The organism is Streptomyces glaucosporus, assembly GCF_039533345.1.
In the GTDB taxonomy this organism is placed as follows: Bacteria; Actinomycetota; Actinomycetes; order Streptomycetales; family Streptomycetaceae; genus Streptomyces; species Streptomyces glaucosporus.
The window spans coordinates 30150-45635 of sequence record NZ_BAAATJ010000004.1 but is presented as its reverse complement, the minus strand read 5'-3'; the positions used below and the strand labels follow the sequence as shown (position 1 = coordinate 45635).

At 70.5% G+C, this 15486-nt stretch carries 9 protein-coding genes and 1 pseudogene; 7 read left to right on the top strand and 3 right to left on the bottom strand.

Annotation, left to right across the window (positions count from 1 at the left end; translation table 11 throughout):
• Positions 1-555 precede the first annotated feature (555 nt).
• Together ABD358_RS06250 and ABD358_RS06245 are read right to left on the bottom strand one after the other, a co-directional pair.
• Positions 556-990, bottom strand: a pseudogene (locus tag ABD358_RS06250) (pentapeptide repeat-containing protein); the annotation flags it as partial.
• A gap of 1592 nt (positions 991-2582) precedes the next feature.
• Complete coding sequence (locus ABD358_RS06245; RefSeq protein ID WP_344629842.1) at positions 2583-3596, bottom strand: LacI family DNA-binding transcriptional regulator; 1014 nt, start codon at positions 3594-3596, stop codon at positions 2583-2585.
• Between the two features lie 424 nt (positions 3597-4020).
• On the opposite strand from ABD358_RS06245, the gene ABD358_RS06240 reads away from it, so the two are divergent.
• The 3 genes from ABD358_RS06240 to ABD358_RS06230 all read left to right on the top strand — a co-directional run bounded on the left by ABD358_RS06240 (position 4021) and on the right by ABD358_RS06230 (position 8336).
• Complete coding sequence (locus ABD358_RS06240; RefSeq protein WP_344629841.1) at positions 4021-4986, top strand: glycoside hydrolase family 6 protein; 966 nt, start codon at positions 4021-4023, stop codon at positions 4984-4986.
• A gap of 368 nt (positions 4987-5354) precedes the next feature.
• The gene (locus tag ABD358_RS06235; RefSeq protein WP_344629840.1) at positions 5355-6671 is read left to right on the top strand and encodes a CE1 family esterase; all 1317 of its coding nucleotides are present in this window, start codon (positions 5355-5357) and stop codon (positions 6669-6671) included.
• A gap of 267 nt (positions 6672-6938) precedes the next feature.
• Positions 6939-8336, top strand: coding sequence for a glycoside hydrolase family 10 protein (locus tag ABD358_RS06230; RefSeq protein WP_344629839.1), 1398 nt, complete (start codon positions 6939-6941; stop codon positions 8334-8336).
• Positions 8337-8419: 83 nt separating this feature from the next.
• On the opposite strand, the gene ABD358_RS06225 is transcribed toward ABD358_RS06230, so the two are convergent.
• Positions 8420-9967, bottom strand: a complete 1548-nt coding sequence (locus ABD358_RS06225) for a GH39 family glycosyl hydrolase (RefSeq protein ID WP_344629838.1) — start codon at positions 9965-9967, stop codon at positions 8420-8422.
• Between the two features lie 366 nt (positions 9968-10333).
• On the opposite strand from ABD358_RS06225, the gene ABD358_RS06220 reads away from it, so the two are divergent.
• The 4 genes from ABD358_RS06220 to ABD358_RS06205 all read left to right on the top strand — a co-directional run bounded on the left by ABD358_RS06220 (position 10334) and on the right by ABD358_RS06205 (position 15464).
• Positions 10334-11623, top strand: coding sequence for an ABC transporter substrate-binding protein (locus ABD358_RS06220; protein WP_344629837.1), 1290 nt, complete (start codon positions 10334-10336; stop codon positions 11621-11623).
• Positions 11624-11633: 10 nt separating this feature from the next.
• The gene (locus ABD358_RS06215; protein WP_344629836.1) at positions 11634-12656 is read left to right on the top strand and encodes a carbohydrate ABC transporter permease; all 1023 of its coding nucleotides are present in this window, start codon (positions 11634-11636) and stop codon (positions 12654-12656) included.
• Positions 12656-13558: a carbohydrate ABC transporter permease gene (locus tag ABD358_RS06210; RefSeq protein WP_344629835.1), complete on the top strand. Its 903-nt coding sequence runs from the start codon at positions 12656-12658 to the stop codon at positions 13556-13558. Before ABD358_RS06215 ends, ABD358_RS06210 begins: the two co-directional genes overlap by 1 nt.
• 124 nt (positions 13559-13682) lie before the next feature.
• Positions 13683-15464, top strand: coding sequence for a CocE/NonD family hydrolase (locus tag ABD358_RS06205; RefSeq protein ID WP_344629834.1), 1782 nt, complete (start codon positions 13683-13685; stop codon positions 15462-15464).
• Positions 15465-15486 lie beyond the last annotated feature (22 nt).

Below are 15486 nucleotides of genomic sequence, written 5' to 3'. Positions count from 1 at the left end.
TCCTCGGCCAGGGTGTGGCGCGGAGTGAACCGCACCGGGCGTCCGCCGCCAGTGGGTGCCGGGCGGGACGGTGGCGAAGGTGCAGGCGCCCTCCAGCCGCAACTGGTCCAGATGTACCGTGCCGGTGAACAGGCACCCTGATAGGTCGACGTTGACGAGTACCAAATGGGCGGCGTCCGCTCCGCGCAGCGAGGCCAGCCGCACCCCGGCACCGGGTGCACAGGCCAGAACCTGCTCGTTCACCGGTCGTCCGGTGGGGAGGACGAAGGGGTCGGCCTCGGCGGCGATGGTGAGGGGGTATTCGAAGACCGCGTGGGAGAAGTCCACTGTGGCGTAGCGCAGCCGCACCTCGGCCGTGGAGGCCCAGCAGGTCCGCCGGCACTCCAGACGGCGCGCGGCGAGGGAAAGGGTCACCGGTCCGCCGAACACCGCCCCGGACAACCACACTCGCCCGGCGCACACCAGCGGTCCCAGACCGCCCGCCCGCTCGAACACCGTCTCCCCGAACCAGACGTCGCGGTGGAAGGTGGCTTCCCTGAACCAGGTGCCGCCCTCGAAGATGGTCTTCCCGAAGAGGGCGTCGCGGTGGAAGGTGGCCTCCCCGAACACGGCGTCGCCCTCGAAGGTGGCAGTCTCGAACCAGGCGTCGCCCGCGAAGGAGGCTGTCACGAATCCGGCGGAGCCCTGGAAAGTGGCTGACACGAACCAGGCGGTACCGAGGCGGGGATGTCCGGTGGAGGGGTCGCGCAGAGCGTTGAAGAGCTGGTCCAACAGGTCTTCGGTGAAGGTGGTGCCGCGGTGGTTGATGTCGGCCCCGGGGGCCAGGCCGGTCAGATAGGTGTCACGGTCGGCCTCGTCCAGGTGGGCCAGGCAGACGGTGTGGCCGGGGACGTGGACGCCGCGGCAGCCGACCGGGTCCTCGGCGGTGGCGCCGTGGCCGCAGTGCGGCCACGGCAGAGTCTGGGAGGGTTCGGGGCTTAGGTGGGGCATGCCCGGAGGACGATCGAGCAGGCCGGACAGTTGCCCGCTCCACCGCCAAGGCCGCGGTGGAGAAAGATCTCGGGAGAGCCCCGGAGACAACCCTGTCCGACACTGCTGGGCGCCCAGTGGGCTGAGCGGCCGATGCCCCGGCCGTACCGACTCCTTTACAGCCTCCAGCGCCCCGTCTGGTCACTCTTCCACGATCCGCTCCACCGGGAGGAACCAAGGGCCCTTGAGCGCCCACCTCCCACCTTGCGGGACGTCGTCGGGATTGTGGTGCTGCTCCCGTTACAGTCCGGTGCTTTATCCCGGGCAGCGGTCGGGGAGCTGTGGTGCGGAAAGACGCCCCGTTACCAACGGTCGTCGTTCTCCCACCACCCCGGCTTCGATTCCCGCAGCGGCCCTGGAGGCGTATGCGCGATCGTCGACGTTTTCGCCTTGTCCCTGATGGCTGGACGCAGCCATGGCTGAGGCACCCTCGCCTCCAATGCTCTGCGTGCCGCACCGCCCCGGAGGTTCTGCAGTACAGGCGGCCTCTTCCGCTTCTTCTTCGGCTTCGGCTCGCCGGGCCCGTACTCCGTCTGACGGCACGGGCGGCAGAAGAATCCCTCCGCGTATGGCTTCGACCGTGCCGAGCTGCCACACCTGCTGCACTTGTACTCACTCAAAGGCTTTCCCCCTGTTGCCCACCGCTCCTCGCTTTCTCACGTGTCTCGCGCTCCCTGCGGGGCGGACGTTCCCTATGTTCATCGTTCAACCACTCAGATAGGAACGCACGGCCTGGATCGTGTCCTATTTGTTGTCCGGAGCTCACCACAAATCCTTCGGATCAATTGCAACTCACGGTGAAATCAGATGTCGTGAGGGAGAGTCAGCCGCCTGTCCAGAGTGCGGAGTCGGTTCTCCTCCTCTCGAGAACAACAGCCGCCCCTGGCCGAGTGCTGCTGCCCGAGGAGTACAGCGAGGGACCGCGTGCCGGGGCGCTGCCCGCGGCCTGGCTGGTTTGTCGGTGACCCTGCGCAAGCGGCACGGAATCGTCATCGTCCGGCCACACCGAGGCCGCCCGGGAGCTGCTCCAGGACCGGTGCGGCGGGCCGCCGAGGAGCGCAGGCCCCCACGGCCGGGACAGAGCGCCGGCCGTCACTGTGGAGATGCTCCACGCCATGGCTTCGCGGCCGCGGTCGCCGAGGTCGTGGTAGAGGGCGCGGGCGCGTTCCAGGGTGGCCGCCCGCAGGGGTCCGGTCGGCGAGGGCTCCTATGGATTGCACGAATACGCCTGGACGATGAGCCACCACCGGCTGCTTGCGGCGGTCGGGAACCGGTTCCGGCTGGAGCGATGAGACGGCCCAGGAGAACGGAGTTCTTCCCCTGCCTTTGCCGCGTACCGTTCGGCGTACTCTTCACGGCGATCGACTTCTGTTTACCCCCGCTGCCCGGGCATACAGCACGTCCAGCCCGGCCGCCCAGCGATACACCTGCCTCACCCGCCGCGACGCCCCGCCCATGACCAGCCGGACCGCGGTAGTGGCCTCGGCCCGGCCGCCCCGTCGAAGCGGAGCCGTCCTCGTCGGAGCGGGGCTGCCCCCGCCGCGGCGGGCCCGTCAGGCGCTGGAACGGGTGACCAGGCGGGTGGGCAGGATCAGCGGGGTGGGGTCCTGCCCGTCGACGAGTGCGACGAGCATGCGCGCCATCTCCCGTCCGAGGGCGTTTATGGGCTGGTGGACGGTGGTGAGCGGCGGGTCGGCGAGCCCGGCGACGGCCAGGTCGTCGAAGCCGACCACGGAGACGTCGTCGGGGACTCGTCGGCCGGCCTCACGCAGCGTGCGCAGCGCTCCCGCTCCCATGTTGTCGTTGGCGGCGAACACCCCGTCCAGGTCGGGACGCTCCGCCAGGAGCGCGGCCATGGCGGCGGCACCGCTGGGCTCGGTGAAGTCCCCCTCCCGCGGCGGGAACGGATCGAGGCCGGCCGCCAGCATGGCGTCCCGGTAGCCGCGGTACCGGGCACGCCCGGCCTCGGTGTCCAGGCGCCCGCAGATCATGGCCACGCGTGTGCGGCCGCGCGAGATCAGGTACTCGGTCGCCTCGCGTGCTCCGCCGACGTTGTCGACGTCCACGTACCACCGGGGGGCGGGGCCGACCGGGCGTCCCCCGAACACGACGGGCATCTTCGCCTGCTCGGCCACGGGGACGAGCGGGTCGTCCTCGCGCAGTGCCATCAGCATGGCGCCGTCGGCGCCCTTGGCCCGGAGGAGCCGCTCCACCCGCTTGCGGCCCCGGTCGGAGGCCGCCAGGCACAGCATCAGGTGCAGGTCGGCCTCCTCCAGGGCGGCCGACGCTCCCACGATCACCTGGGCGAAGAACGGGTCCGCGAAGATCGACGGGTCCTCTCCCGCGACGACCAGGGCGGCTGCTCCCGTGTGGCGGGTGGCCAGCGCGCGGGCGGTCGGATTGGGCACGTAGCCGAGCTGCCGGACGGCCCGCGCGACGGCCTCGCGCTTGGCGCGGCTGACGTGCGGTGCGTTGTTGAGGGCGCGGGAGGCCACCGAGCGGGACACGCCGGCGAGTTCGGCCACCTCGTCGAGTGTCGGCTGCGGGTGGGGCGCATCTACTGCCATGGAGCCATGAGCCTTTCCCTCTCGGCCGGGCGAGAAGCATCTCGCTCCGGTCCTCTCCGCTGCCGTCCGCTCGGCCGGTGACGGCGGGCGGGTGGGCTCTGGAGGTGCGGAGGACTGGAAGCGCTTCCAGTCTGTGGAGTCCGTAAAGCCTCGCCGCCGCCATGCGATGGGCGGCCGTACATCGACCCTTGACACTTCTACCAGCCCATCACATGATACCGAGCACCCCTCAAGGCCCTCAGGAATTCTGGGATCGCTTCCAGTGGGAGCGCTCCCGGTCTGCCGACGAGGGCCCTCCGGGGGAGGTCGTCCCCGCCGACCGGCCGCCGCCGTGGGGACGTCGTACCACCGCACTTCCTCAGCGCGTCGCACGCTCGGGACGAGAGCGCGTGACGCATCCCTGCCAGGAAATCGAGGTACAGCCATGCGCCGCAGACTCCGCGCCCTGATGGCAGCGCTCTTCGCGCTGCCTCTGGCACTCACCGTCGCGCCGTCCGCCCACGCGGCCGACCCGACCACCCTGACCAACGGCTTCTACGTGGACCCCGACTCCAGCGCGAAGCGATGGGTCGCCGCCAACCCCGGTGACGGCCGGGCGTCCGCGATCAACGCCTCCATCGCCAACACCCCGACGGCCCGCTGGTTCGGCTCCTGGAGCGGCGCCATCAACACCGCGACGAGCGCGTACACGGGGGCGGCGGACCGCGCGGACAAACTGCCCATCCTCGTCGCCTACAACATCTACAACCGCGACTACTGCGGCGGGCACTCCGCCGGCGGGGCCTCCTCGCCGTCCGCCTACGCCACCTGGATCTCCCAGTTCGCCGGCGGGATCGGCAACCGCCCGGCCGTCGTCATCCTCGAACCGGACTCCCTCGGGGACTACGGCTGCATGAACCAGGCCCAGATCGACGAGCGCGAGAGCATGCTCACCAACGCCCTCACCCAGTTCAGCCGCCAGGCCCCCAACACCTGGGTCTACATGGACGCCGGCAACCCGGGCTGGGCCAGCGCGCAGGTCATGGCCCAGCGCCTCCACGAGGCCGGCCTCCGCCAGGCCCGCGGCTTCTCGCTCAACGTCTCCAACTACTTCACCACCTCCGAGAACATCGCCTACGCCAACGCCGTCAACCGGGAACTCAGCGCCCGCTACGGCTACACGAAGCCGTTCGTCGTGGACACCAGCCGCAACGGCAACGGCTCCAACGGCCAGTGGTGCAACCCCGCCGGCCGCCGGATCGGCACCCCCACCCAGAAGGGCGGCGGCGCGGAGATGCTCCTGTGGATCAAGGTCCCGGGCGAGTCCGACGGCAACTGCGGAGTCGGGGCCGGTTCCTCGGCCGGGCAGTTCCTCCCCGAGGTCGCCTACAAGATGATCTACGGCTACTGACACCGGGACCCCCGTGGCCCGGCCCGTCACCGTCCCCGGCCGGGCCACGGGCACCGTCACGGTGCCGCCGGCCCGCCCCGGCCGGCCCGCCGGCGCCACACCCCGGCAGGCCGCCCGGAAGGACGACCTGCGTACGCGCCGCTCCTCCGCGGGCGGGCCCGGGGCGGAAGGGTGCCGACGCCTCCGGGCCTCCCTGCCGTCCACGACTGCCCGGCGGTGCGAATAGTGTTCGAAATTCTGGACAACGCTTTGTCGTCGCTGTCCAGGAAGCCGCAACAGCCGGGCCGCGCATCGCATCCTCACGGTTCGCGCCCCTCTGAACCCCTGTCTGTCCATGGCAATGCCCCGGCGAAAAGGAGAGTGACGGGATGACAAGAGCAAGGCCCCTCTTATGGCCCGCCGTGGTGGCGGTACTGCTCACCCTGACCATGGGAGGCACGGCACTGGGCAGCGGTCACGGCCCGAACACGCCGCCCACGGCCGCCGGCACCACGGCCGCCACGACCGCCGCCGGCACCACCGCCGCCACCTCCGGATGCGGCAAGACCCCCAGGCTGACGAGCGGCAACCACACCATCCAGAGCGGCGGCAAGAACCGCAGCTTCATCCTGCGGATCCCGAACGGCTACGACCCCAACCACCCCTACCGGCTGGTCTTCGGATTCCACTGGCTGGGCGCCACCTCCACCGACGTCGACACGGGCCGCACCGTGGAAACGGGCACCTGGGCCTACTACGGCCTCCAGCGGCTGGCGAACAACAGCACCATCTTCGTCGCGCCCCAGGGCCTCAACAACGGCTGGGCCAACACCGGAGGGGAGGACATCGCCTTCGTCGACGACATGATCAGGGTGCTCGACGCGGAGCTGTGCATCGACACCACCCAGCGCTTCGCGCTGGGATTCAGCTACGGCGCCGCCATGTCCTACTCGCTCGCGTGCTCCCGGGCGACGGTCTTCCGCGCGGTCGCGGTCCAGAACGGCGGACAGCTCAGCGGATGCAGCGGCGGCGACCGGCCCATCGCCTACCTCGGAGTGCACGGCATCCGGGACACCGTGCTCGGCATCTCCGGCGGACGGACGATGCGGGACAGGTTCGTCAGGAACAACGGCTGCACCCCCCAGAACCCGCCCGAGCCGGCACAGGGCAGCCTGACGCACCGGGTCACCACCTACTCGGGATGCGCGGAGGGGTACCCGGTCGCCTGGGCCGCGTTCGACGAGGGACACATCGCCGCTCCGCAGGACGGAGCCCCCGGCGACAGCGGCTCCCGGACCTGGCTGCCGCAGGAGGTGTGGAAGTTCTTCACGCAGTTCCAGACCTCCGAGCCGGGCCCCGACCCGGATCCCGACCCGGATCCCGGGACGCCGGTCTGCAAGGTCACCGACACCGTCACCGCGTGGAACACCGGCCTGGTCTCGAACATCACCATCACCAACACCGGCACCACCCCGATCGACGGCTGGTCCCTGACCTTCACCCTGCCCGGCGGCCAGACCATCACCTCCGGCTGGAACGCCGACTACTCACCCGCCTCCGGCCGGGTGACGGCCAGGAACGCCCCGCACAACGCCACCATCGCCCCCGGCGCGTCCGTCGGCATCGGCTTCCAGGCCACCCACACCGGCAACACCGCCGAACCCACCGCCTTCACCCTCAACGGCACCGACTGCACCGTCGCCTGACCGGCAGGCGGCCCGGGAACAGATCCGGACCGCTCCGGTGATCCGGCCGCCGCGCCGCTCCGTCCGGCTCCTCCGCAACCGGTGCACCGCGCCCGCGGCGGCCGGGGCGCCGGGGGAGGAGCCGGACGGAGCCCGCCTCCACCTCGGCACCGGAAGGCGGCACTTCCCGTCCGCGGGGAGGAACAGGGACGAGGCCGGACCGGTTCGCCGCCCCACCAGCACGACAACACACCAGGCCCCGGACGTTTCCGAATCGAAGGAGCAACCATGTTCCGCCACCATCCGGCGCGAGGCCGCCGCACGGCCGGCCTCCTCGTCACAGCGCTGGCGACCCTGTCGGCCGGCCTGGCCGCGGTCGCGCCCGCTCCTCCGGCCCACGCCGACACCGCCACCCTGGGCGAACTGGCCGAGGCCAAGGGCCGCTACTTCGGCTCCGCCACGGACAACCCCGAACTGTCCGACACCCGGTACACGCAGATCCTGGGCAGCGAGTTCGGCCAGATCACCGTCGGCAACACCATGAAGTGGCAGTACACCGAGCCGTCCCGGGGCCGGTTCGACTACACCGCCGCCGAGGAGATAGTCGACCTCGCCGAGTCCAACGGCCAGTCGGTGCGCGGACACACCCTGGTGTGGCACAACCAGCTGCCGAGCTGGGTCGGCGACGTGCCGGCCGGCGAGCTCCTCGACGTCATGCGCAACCACATCACCCACGAGGTCGACCACTTCAAGGGCCGACTGATCCACTGGGACGTGGTCAACGAGGCGTTCGAGGAGGACGGCAGCCGCCGGCAGTCGGTCTTCCAGCAGAAGATCGGCGACAGTTACATCGCCGAGGCGTTCAAGGCCGCCCGCGCCGCCGACCCGGACGCCAAGCTCTACTACAACGACTACAACATCGAAGGCATCGGCCCCAAGAGCGACGCCGTCTACGAGATGGTGAAGTCCTTCAAGGCCCGGGGCGTCCCCATCGACGGCGTCGGCATGCAGGCCCACCTGATCGCCGGCCAGGTCCCGGCGAGCATTCAGCGGAACATCCAGCGCTTCGCCGATCTGGGCGTCGACGTCGCCCTCACCGAACTCGACATCCGCATGACCCTGCCGCGCACCGCCGCCAAGGACGCCCAGCAGGCCGACGACTACGGCGCTGTGGTCAGGGCGTGCCTGGCGGTCTCCCGGTGCGTCGGCATCACACTCTGGGACTACACCGACAAGTACTCCTGGGTGCCCTCCGTCTTCCCCGGCGAGGGCGCCGCCCTGCCGTGGGACGAGAACTTCGCCAAGAAGCCCGCCTACCACGCCATCGCCGCAGCGCTCAGCGGCGGCGGTCCCGCCCCCGGCGGCGACTGCACCGCCACCTACCGCGTCACCAGCCGGTGGCAGGGCGGCTTCACCGCCGAGGTCACCGTCAGGAACGAGCACAGCGCGCCGATCACCGGCTGGACCGTCACCTGGACGCTGCCCGGCGGCCAGTCCATCGGCAACGTGTGGAACGGAAATCTCACCGTCAACGGACGGAACGTCACCGTCCGCAACGCCGGCTACAACGGCACCCTCGGCGGCGGCGGAAGCACCACCTTCGGCCTCCAGGGCCAGGGCGCCGCGGACATCCCGGCGGACGTGACCTGCACCCCCGGCCAGTCGGCCGGGACTCCGGCGCAGTAGGCCGGCGCCGTTCGCGGCGAGCCCGGCGTCCGGCCCGGAGCGGCGGCGCCCGCCGCCGAAGCCCCGGCGGGCGCCGGGGGCGCTCACGGCCGGTTCACGGAGGCGTCGGAGCCCTCGGCGCCGAGACCGAACAGCCGGTCGTCGCTCCACCATTCCGGCGTCTCGTCGACGACCGGGATGAGCTCCAGCAGCGTCACCTCGTTGCGGCCCAGGACGAGGTCCACGTCGGCGCGCCCGCCGGCGACGGGCACGCTCCGGTGCGAGCGGGCGGGTTCGGCGGCCTCGCGGAGGGCGTCGAGCCGTCGGCTGTCGGGCGCGAGCGGCCGTCCCATCTCGCACCAGGCGGCCCAGGGATTGCCGGCGTCCTCGCTCACGGAGCGGCGGCGCGCGAAGGCGGAGCCCCGCGCGTCCGGGGCGCCGACGGGCAGGGACAGCCGGACGGTGTGGCCGTCGACGGGCTCGCCGCCGGCCGGGTCGGCCGGCGCCCAGGCCAGTACGGCGACGCGCCCGTCGCCGTGCCGCGTCACCAGGTGGTCCCCGCCCCGGGCGAGCACCTGCTCGCCCATCTCGGCCATGAACGCGTACAGGTGGTAGGTGGGCTTCTTGATCTGGCGGTGGGTCAGCAGGCCGAAGCCGCCGTGGAACGGCGCGGTGGGGATGCCCACCTCCTCGAACACGTCGCTGAACGTCCAGTACGAGAAGGAGTCCACGATGTCACCTCCGTTGACCAGCACCGGAGCGAGGTACGCCGCGTGGAACGCGGTGTCGTGGACCGGGTTGTCCGGCCGGTACGAGGAGTTGAACTCGGTGATGTGGACCGGCAGGTCCGCGAGCCCGGTGCCCGCGAGCTGCCGCCGTGGGGCGCCGAACTGCTCCAGCAGCGCCGACGCCGGCATGAGCGTCTGGTGGGCGCCGAACGGCACGGGCTGGACGGGGCCGGAGGAGTAGGCGTGGCGGCTCACGAAGTCGATCGGCAGGTCGCGGGCCTCGACGAACTCGGCGAAGCGCAGGATCCACTCGTCCTCGTAACCCGGCGCCAGCGAGGGGCCGCCGACCTGGAGTCCGGCGTCGACCTCCTTGACGGCCAGCGAGGTCACCTCGTAGAGGCGGTGGTAGGCGTTCTGGTCCGCGGACCAGAACGCCGCCAGGTTGGGCTCGTTCCACACCTCGATCGGCCAGCGGCGCACCTGGTCGACGCCGTAGCGGTCGACCAGGTGCCCGATGACGGCGCGGACGAGGTCCGCCCACTCCTTCTCGTCGCGAGGGGGAGTGATGTTGCCCTTCCACCAGAACACGGTGTCGTCGCCGGAGGCGAGCCCGGACGGCATGAAGCCGAGTTCGATGAAGGGCGCGATGCCCGTCTCCAGGTAGGCGTCCACGACCTGGTCGACGTACGTGAAGGCGTGGCGCACGCGCCGCTCGCCGGCGTGCTCGTAGGGGCGGTGGACGCCCATTCCGTCGCTGAGCAGGCCGTGTCCCCGGATGTACCGGAAACCGATCTCCTTCTGGACGAGGTTGAGCGACTCCTGGTAGTCGCGCCGCAGCGCGAGGTCGAGCCGGCCCGTGCCGACGCAGTGGCGCCAGGCGTCGGAGAGCCGGGCTGCCGGCTGCCGGGGGACGACGATCCGCATGGTGGGGGTTCCTTTGCTGCGGGGCGGTGTGGGGTGAGGTCCGCCGGGGACGGACGCCTGCGGGGCCTGTGTCCTGTCGGAGCGCCGGAGGCGTTCGGCATGGGAGCCAACCTTTCAGATCGGAGCCCGGAAGCCGGGGCCCGGCCGGGGGCGGCCGAGTCCGTCCCTGATCGTCACCGTGCCCGTTCGTGATCACGAACGGCGGCGGCCGCATCAGTAACGATTGGGCAACTTGCGAAAACTCTTGGTTGCTTCTCGCTCATTTTTGACTGTACACCTTAGCTCCCGCTTCGCGGACGGCTCATTAGTTTGCGCAAACTAACGGCAGTTGGATCACTGACGACAGATCAGGGAGTTTCCACGGTGATGAGGAAAACCCGCAGCGCGACGGCTGCCGCGATCGGCTTGTGCATCGCCGTCGCCGCCACCGGCTGCGCCGGCGGCGGCGACGACATCGGGAGTTCGTCCGACGGCCAGGTCACGCTGACCCTCTGGACGAACGCGATGGAAGGGCGCGGCGCGCAGTACTGGAAGGACGCCGCGAAGGCGTACCACGCGCAGCACCCGGACGTCACGATCAAGGTCCAGTCGATCCAGAACGAGGACCTCGACGGCAAGCTGCAGAACGCGCTCAACTCCAACTCCGCGCCCGACATCTTCCTGCAGCGCGGTGGCGGCAAGATGCAGGCCATGGTCGACGCCGGTCAGATCCAGGCGCTGGAGCTGACCGACACCGACCGGACGAACGTGGGCGAGGCGGCTCTCGAGGGCGTGTCGATCGACGGCAAGGTCTACGCGATGCCGCTCGACACGCAGCCCGAGGGCATCTACTACAGCAAGAACCTGTTCAAGAAGGCCGGCATCGCCTCGCCGCCGAAGACGATGGACGAGCTCAAGGACGCCATCGCGAAGCTGAAGGCGATCAAGGTCGCGCCGATCGCGGTCGGCGCCAAGGACGCCTGGCCGGCCGCCCACTGGTACTACAACTTCGCCCTGCGCGAGTGCAGCCAGGAGGTCATGCAGGAGGCCGCCAAGTCGCTCAAGTTCGACGACGCGTGCTGGACCAAGGCCGGCGAGGACCTCGCCGAACTCATGGAGACCGAACCCTTCCAGAAGGGCTTCCTGACGGCGTCGTCGCAGCAGGGCGCCGGATCGTCGGCGGGCCTGATCGCCAACCGCAAGGCGGCCATGGAACTCATGGGCAGCTGGGACCCCCTGGTGATCGCCGACCTGACCCCGGACAAGAAGCAGCTCCCCGACCTGGGCTGGTTCCCCTTCCCCGCCGTGCCCGGCGGCAAGGGCGACCCGACCGCCATCATGGGCGGCGCCGGCGGGTACTCGCTGTCCAAGAACGCGCCGAAGGAGGCCCTGGGCTTCCTCCAGTTCGTTGTGACCAAGGAGCAGCAGGAGGCCTACGCCGAGGCCTTCGACACGATCCCGGTGAACAAGGAGGCCCAGGGGGTCGTCACCGAGTCCTACAACGTCTCGGCGCTGCAGGCCTTCAACAAGGCCGCCTACTCGATGCAGTTCCTCGACACGATGTACGGCCAGAACGTCGGCAACGCCATGAACATCTCCGTCGTCAACCTGCTGGCCGGCAAGGGATCCGCGGCCGACATCGTCAAGGACGTCAAAGCTGCCGCCGAGAAGGGCTGAGTAAGCAGACATGAGCAACACCCTGGGCACTGACACGGCCGACGGCCGCCAGTCGCAGGGCACGCCCGGAGCCGGGGACGCGGCTGTGTCCGTGCCCCCGGCTCCGCCGCGAGCGGCTGCGCACCGCCGAGGCCGTGCCAGGATACGACTGGAGATCGCGGTCCTGTCCGCACCGGCGATCATCACGTTCCTGGCGTTCGTGATCTTCCCGGTCGTGCTCGCCGCGTACTACGGCTTCTACCGCTGGAAGGGCTACGGAGAGCCCACCGACTGGGTCGGACTGAACAACTACAAGCTCATCCTCACCGACCCCGCGTTCCACGACGTCCTGTGGCACAACGGTCTGATCCTGGTGCTCTCCCTGGTCATCCAGGGCCCGCTGGCGATCGTCCTCGCGCTCCTGCTCAACCAGAAGATCCGCGGCCGCTCGACGATCCGCGTCCTGATCTTCGCGCCCTACATCATCTCCGAGATCATCGTCGGCACCGGCTGGAGCCTGATGCTCCAGAGCAACGGAGCCGTCAACGACCTGCTGCGCCGGATGGGCCTGGGCTCCCTGGAGGCCGACTGGATCGCCGACCCGGACCTGGCCATCTGGACGCTGATGGCCATCATCACGTGGAAGTACATCGGCTTCGCGGTGATCCTCATGCTCGCCGGCCTGCAGTCCATCCCCGACGAGCTCTTCGAGGCCGCGCAGATCGACGGCGCCTCCTACTGGCAGATCCAGCGCCGCATCACGCTGCCGCTGCTGGGACCGACGATCCGCATCTGGGCGTTCCTGTCGATCATCGGCTCACTGCAGCTGTTCGACCTCGTCTACATCATCTGGGGCCAGTACGTCTCCGGCACCGCGGGCACCTCGACCATGGCGATCTACATGCTCGCCCAGGGCCGCAACGCGGCCAACTACGGCTACGGCAGCGCCGTCGCGGTCGTGATGTTCGTGATCTCGCTCGTCGTCGCGCTGCTCTACCAGCGCTTCGTCCTGCGCCGCGACCTCAAGGGCGCCATCACTGAAGGGACCGTGTGATGAGCGTGACGACCGCCACCTCCCGGACGTCCTCCGCAGCGGAGCCCAAGCCCTCCACCGGCCGCCGCGGCGACCGCGACAAGCCGCAGAAGTGGGGGAGCCCCGTCACCTACTTCGTCGCGCTGCTCTTCGTCGGTGTCTGCGTCGCACCGGTGCTCTACATCGTGCTCGGCGGCTTCCGCACCAACTCGCAGATCACCACGGACCCGGCCGCCCTGCCGAGCCCCTGGGTGATCGACAACTACAGCGGCGTCCTGCAGTCGACGACCTTCTGGGGCCAGTTCGCCAACTCCCTCATCGTCGCCATCGCGAGCACCGCCGGCACCGTCGTCCTCGGCCTGATGGTGAGCTTCGTGATCGCGCGCTACGACTTCAAGCTCAAAGGCGCGATGTACTCCCTGTTCGCCGCGGGCCTGATGTTCCCGCTGGTCGTCGCGATCACCCCGCTGTACCTCGTCGTCAAGGGCCTCGGCCTCACCGACAACCTGCTCGGCGTGATCATCCCCCAGATCGCCTTCGGCCTGCCGGTGACCGTCATCATCCTGGTGCCGTTCCTCAGAGCCATTCCCAACGAGATCGAGGAGGCCGCCGCGATCGACGGTGCGAGCCGGCTCGGATTCTTCTTCCGCATGGTGATCCCGCTGTCGCTGCCCGGCGTGGTCACCGTCGGAATCCTCGGGTTCGTCGGCAGCTGGAACAACTACATCCTGCCCCTGTACATCCTCAACTCGCAGGCGAACTACACCCTGCCGCTCGGCGTCCAGGTGTTCTCCTCGGAGTACTCCACGGACACCGCGAAGGTCCTCGCGTTCACCTCGCTCGCCATGCTGCCCGCACTGGTCTTCTTCTCGGTCTTCGAGAAGCGGATCGTCGGCGGCCTCACCGGCGCCGTGAAGGGCTGAAACCAGCACCGGAATCCGAACCGGGACGTCCCGCGCCCGCCCCCGCCGTGCCCTTCGGCGGGGGCGGGCCACCGTCGTCCAGCACGCGAAACACCCCGTGCCACCCCCGGAAAGGACCGTCGAATTGCCCCGCGCCCACACCGAGTCCGGCAAACAGGCCCCCATCGCTCCCGTACCGCCGACGCCGGTCGCCGAACGCCGCGAGGTGACCTGCGCACTGCGTGACGGGACACGGCTCCGGACCGTCCTGCTGGTTCCGCACGGGACCGGGCCGTGGCCGGCCCTGCTGACCCGCCACCCCTATGACGCGACCCGCGACGAACACGAGGGGATGCTCGACGTCGGGCGTCTCGTCGCCGCCGGATACCTCGTCGCGCTCCAGGACGTGCGGGGACGCTTCGGCTCCGAAGGCGTCTTCGACCCCTGCGCGCAGGAGGAGGCCGACGGCGCCGACGCCGTGGCGTGGCTCGCGGCGCTTCCCGAATGCACCGGCGCCGTCGGAATGTGGGGCGCGTCCTACGCCTCGGAGACCCAGTTCAGCGCCCACCTGGGAGGTGCTCCGGCCCTGCGGGCGATCGCTCCCGCCATGACGCCGGCGATGTCGGCGCTCGACGGTTTCCGGTTCCGCGGCGGGGTGCCGGAGATCGGGAGCACCCTCGCGTGGACGCACTACGCGATCGCCCCGGACATGATCACGCGCATCGACTCCGCCCCCGGACGGGAGGCCGAGCGGAAGCGGTGGGAGGCGACCGAGCGCGCGATCAGATCCGGGGACGCGTACCGGGCCGGCGCCCTGCACGCCGACCCGGACGCCGAGGCGATCGTCGTGTGGGGCCTGGACCGGCTGCGGGAGCCTCTCGGGTCGGCTCGGCACCGCGCCGGGAAGATCGTCGACCGGATCGACGCGATCGACATCCCGGTCTTCCTGATCGGCGGGTGGTTCGACGTCTTCCTCGGGTCGACCCTGGAGATCTACCGGCGCCTGCTGCACCGGGCGAAGGACACCGGCGGGCCGGTGCCCCGCCTCCTGGTCGGCCCCTGGACGCACGACGACATGTCGGGCCGGACGGCCGGCGTGGACTTCGGGCCGGGCGCGTCCGCCGACGACCTCGGCGGCAGGGGAGACCTCACCGCGCAGCACCTGCGGTGGTTCGACGCCACCCTCCGCGCGGGCGCGGCGGACACGCCGCCGGTGCGCGTGTTCCTGATGGGCTCGAACCGGTGGATCGACCTGGACGAGTTCCCCCCGCGCGGCACGCGGACGCTCGAGCTGTACCTGAGCGCCGGCGAATCCCTCGCGGCCGAACCGGCCGGGAGCGGTGAACGGCGGCTGACCAGCGATCCGGCATCCCCGGTGCCGACGTGCGGCGGCGCGGTGCTCCTCTTCGCGCCGTTCGAGGCGGGGCCTGCCGACCAGACGGCGATCGAGGCGCGGCAGGACGTGGTCTCGTGGCGCACCGCGCCGCTCACCGAGGAACTCACGGTGATGGGCGCGGTCCGTGCCGTCGTCCACGTCGCGACCACGGGAACGGACGCGGACGTGGTCGTGCGGCTGTGCGACGAACACCCGGACGGCAGCAGCCGCGTCGTCGCCGACGGCATACAGCGAGGGTCGGCGCGGTCCGTCGACCCGGTCACGGGCCGCGGCGACAGGCGGCCCGTCGAGCCGGGCCGGGACCAGGAGTTCACCGTGGACCTCTGGTCGACGGCACACACGTTCCTGCCGGGCCACCGGGTGCGGGTCGACGTCGCACCGAGCTCGTCACCGCGCTGGGACGTCGGACGCAACGCCTTCGAGCCGGCCGGTGCGATCCCGGCGCCCGCCGCGGCGGAGTACACGATCCGCTACGGCGCCGCCCATCCGAGCCGCCTCGTCCTGCAGGTCGTGACGGCAGCGCCGCGCTGACAGCGCCGCGACGGGACCGGCC

Coding starts and splice junctions, on each gene's coding strand:
- ABD358_RS06240 (WP_344629841.1), top strand. CDS start 4,021: ATGCGCCGCAGACTCCGCGCCCTGATGGCAGCGCTCTTCGCGCTGCCT.
- ABD358_RS06220 (WP_344629837.1), top strand. CDS start 10,334: ATGAGGAAAACCCGCAGCGCGACGGCTGCCGCGATCGGCTTGTGCATC.
- ABD358_RS06230 (WP_344629839.1), top strand. CDS start 6,939: ATGTTCCGCCACCATCCGGCGCGAGGCCGCCGCACGGCCGGCCTCCTC.
- ABD358_RS06210 (WP_344629835.1), top strand. CDS start 12,656: ATGAGCGTGACGACCGCCACCTCCCGGACGTCCTCCGCAGCGGAGCCC.
- ABD358_RS06235 (WP_344629840.1), top strand. CDS start 5,355: ATGACAAGAGCAAGGCCCCTCTTATGGCCCGCCGTGGTGGCGGTACTG.
- ABD358_RS06215 (WP_344629836.1), top strand. CDS start 11,634: ATGAGCAACACCCTGGGCACTGACACGGCCGACGGCCGCCAGTCGCAG.
- ABD358_RS06225 (WP_344629838.1), bottom strand. CDS start 9,967: ATGCGGATCGTCGTCCCCCGGCAGCCGGCAGCCCGGCTCTCCGACGCC.
- ABD358_RS06245 (WP_344629842.1), bottom strand. CDS start 3,596: ATGGCAGTAGATGCGCCCCACCCGCAGCCGACACTCGACGAGGTGGCC.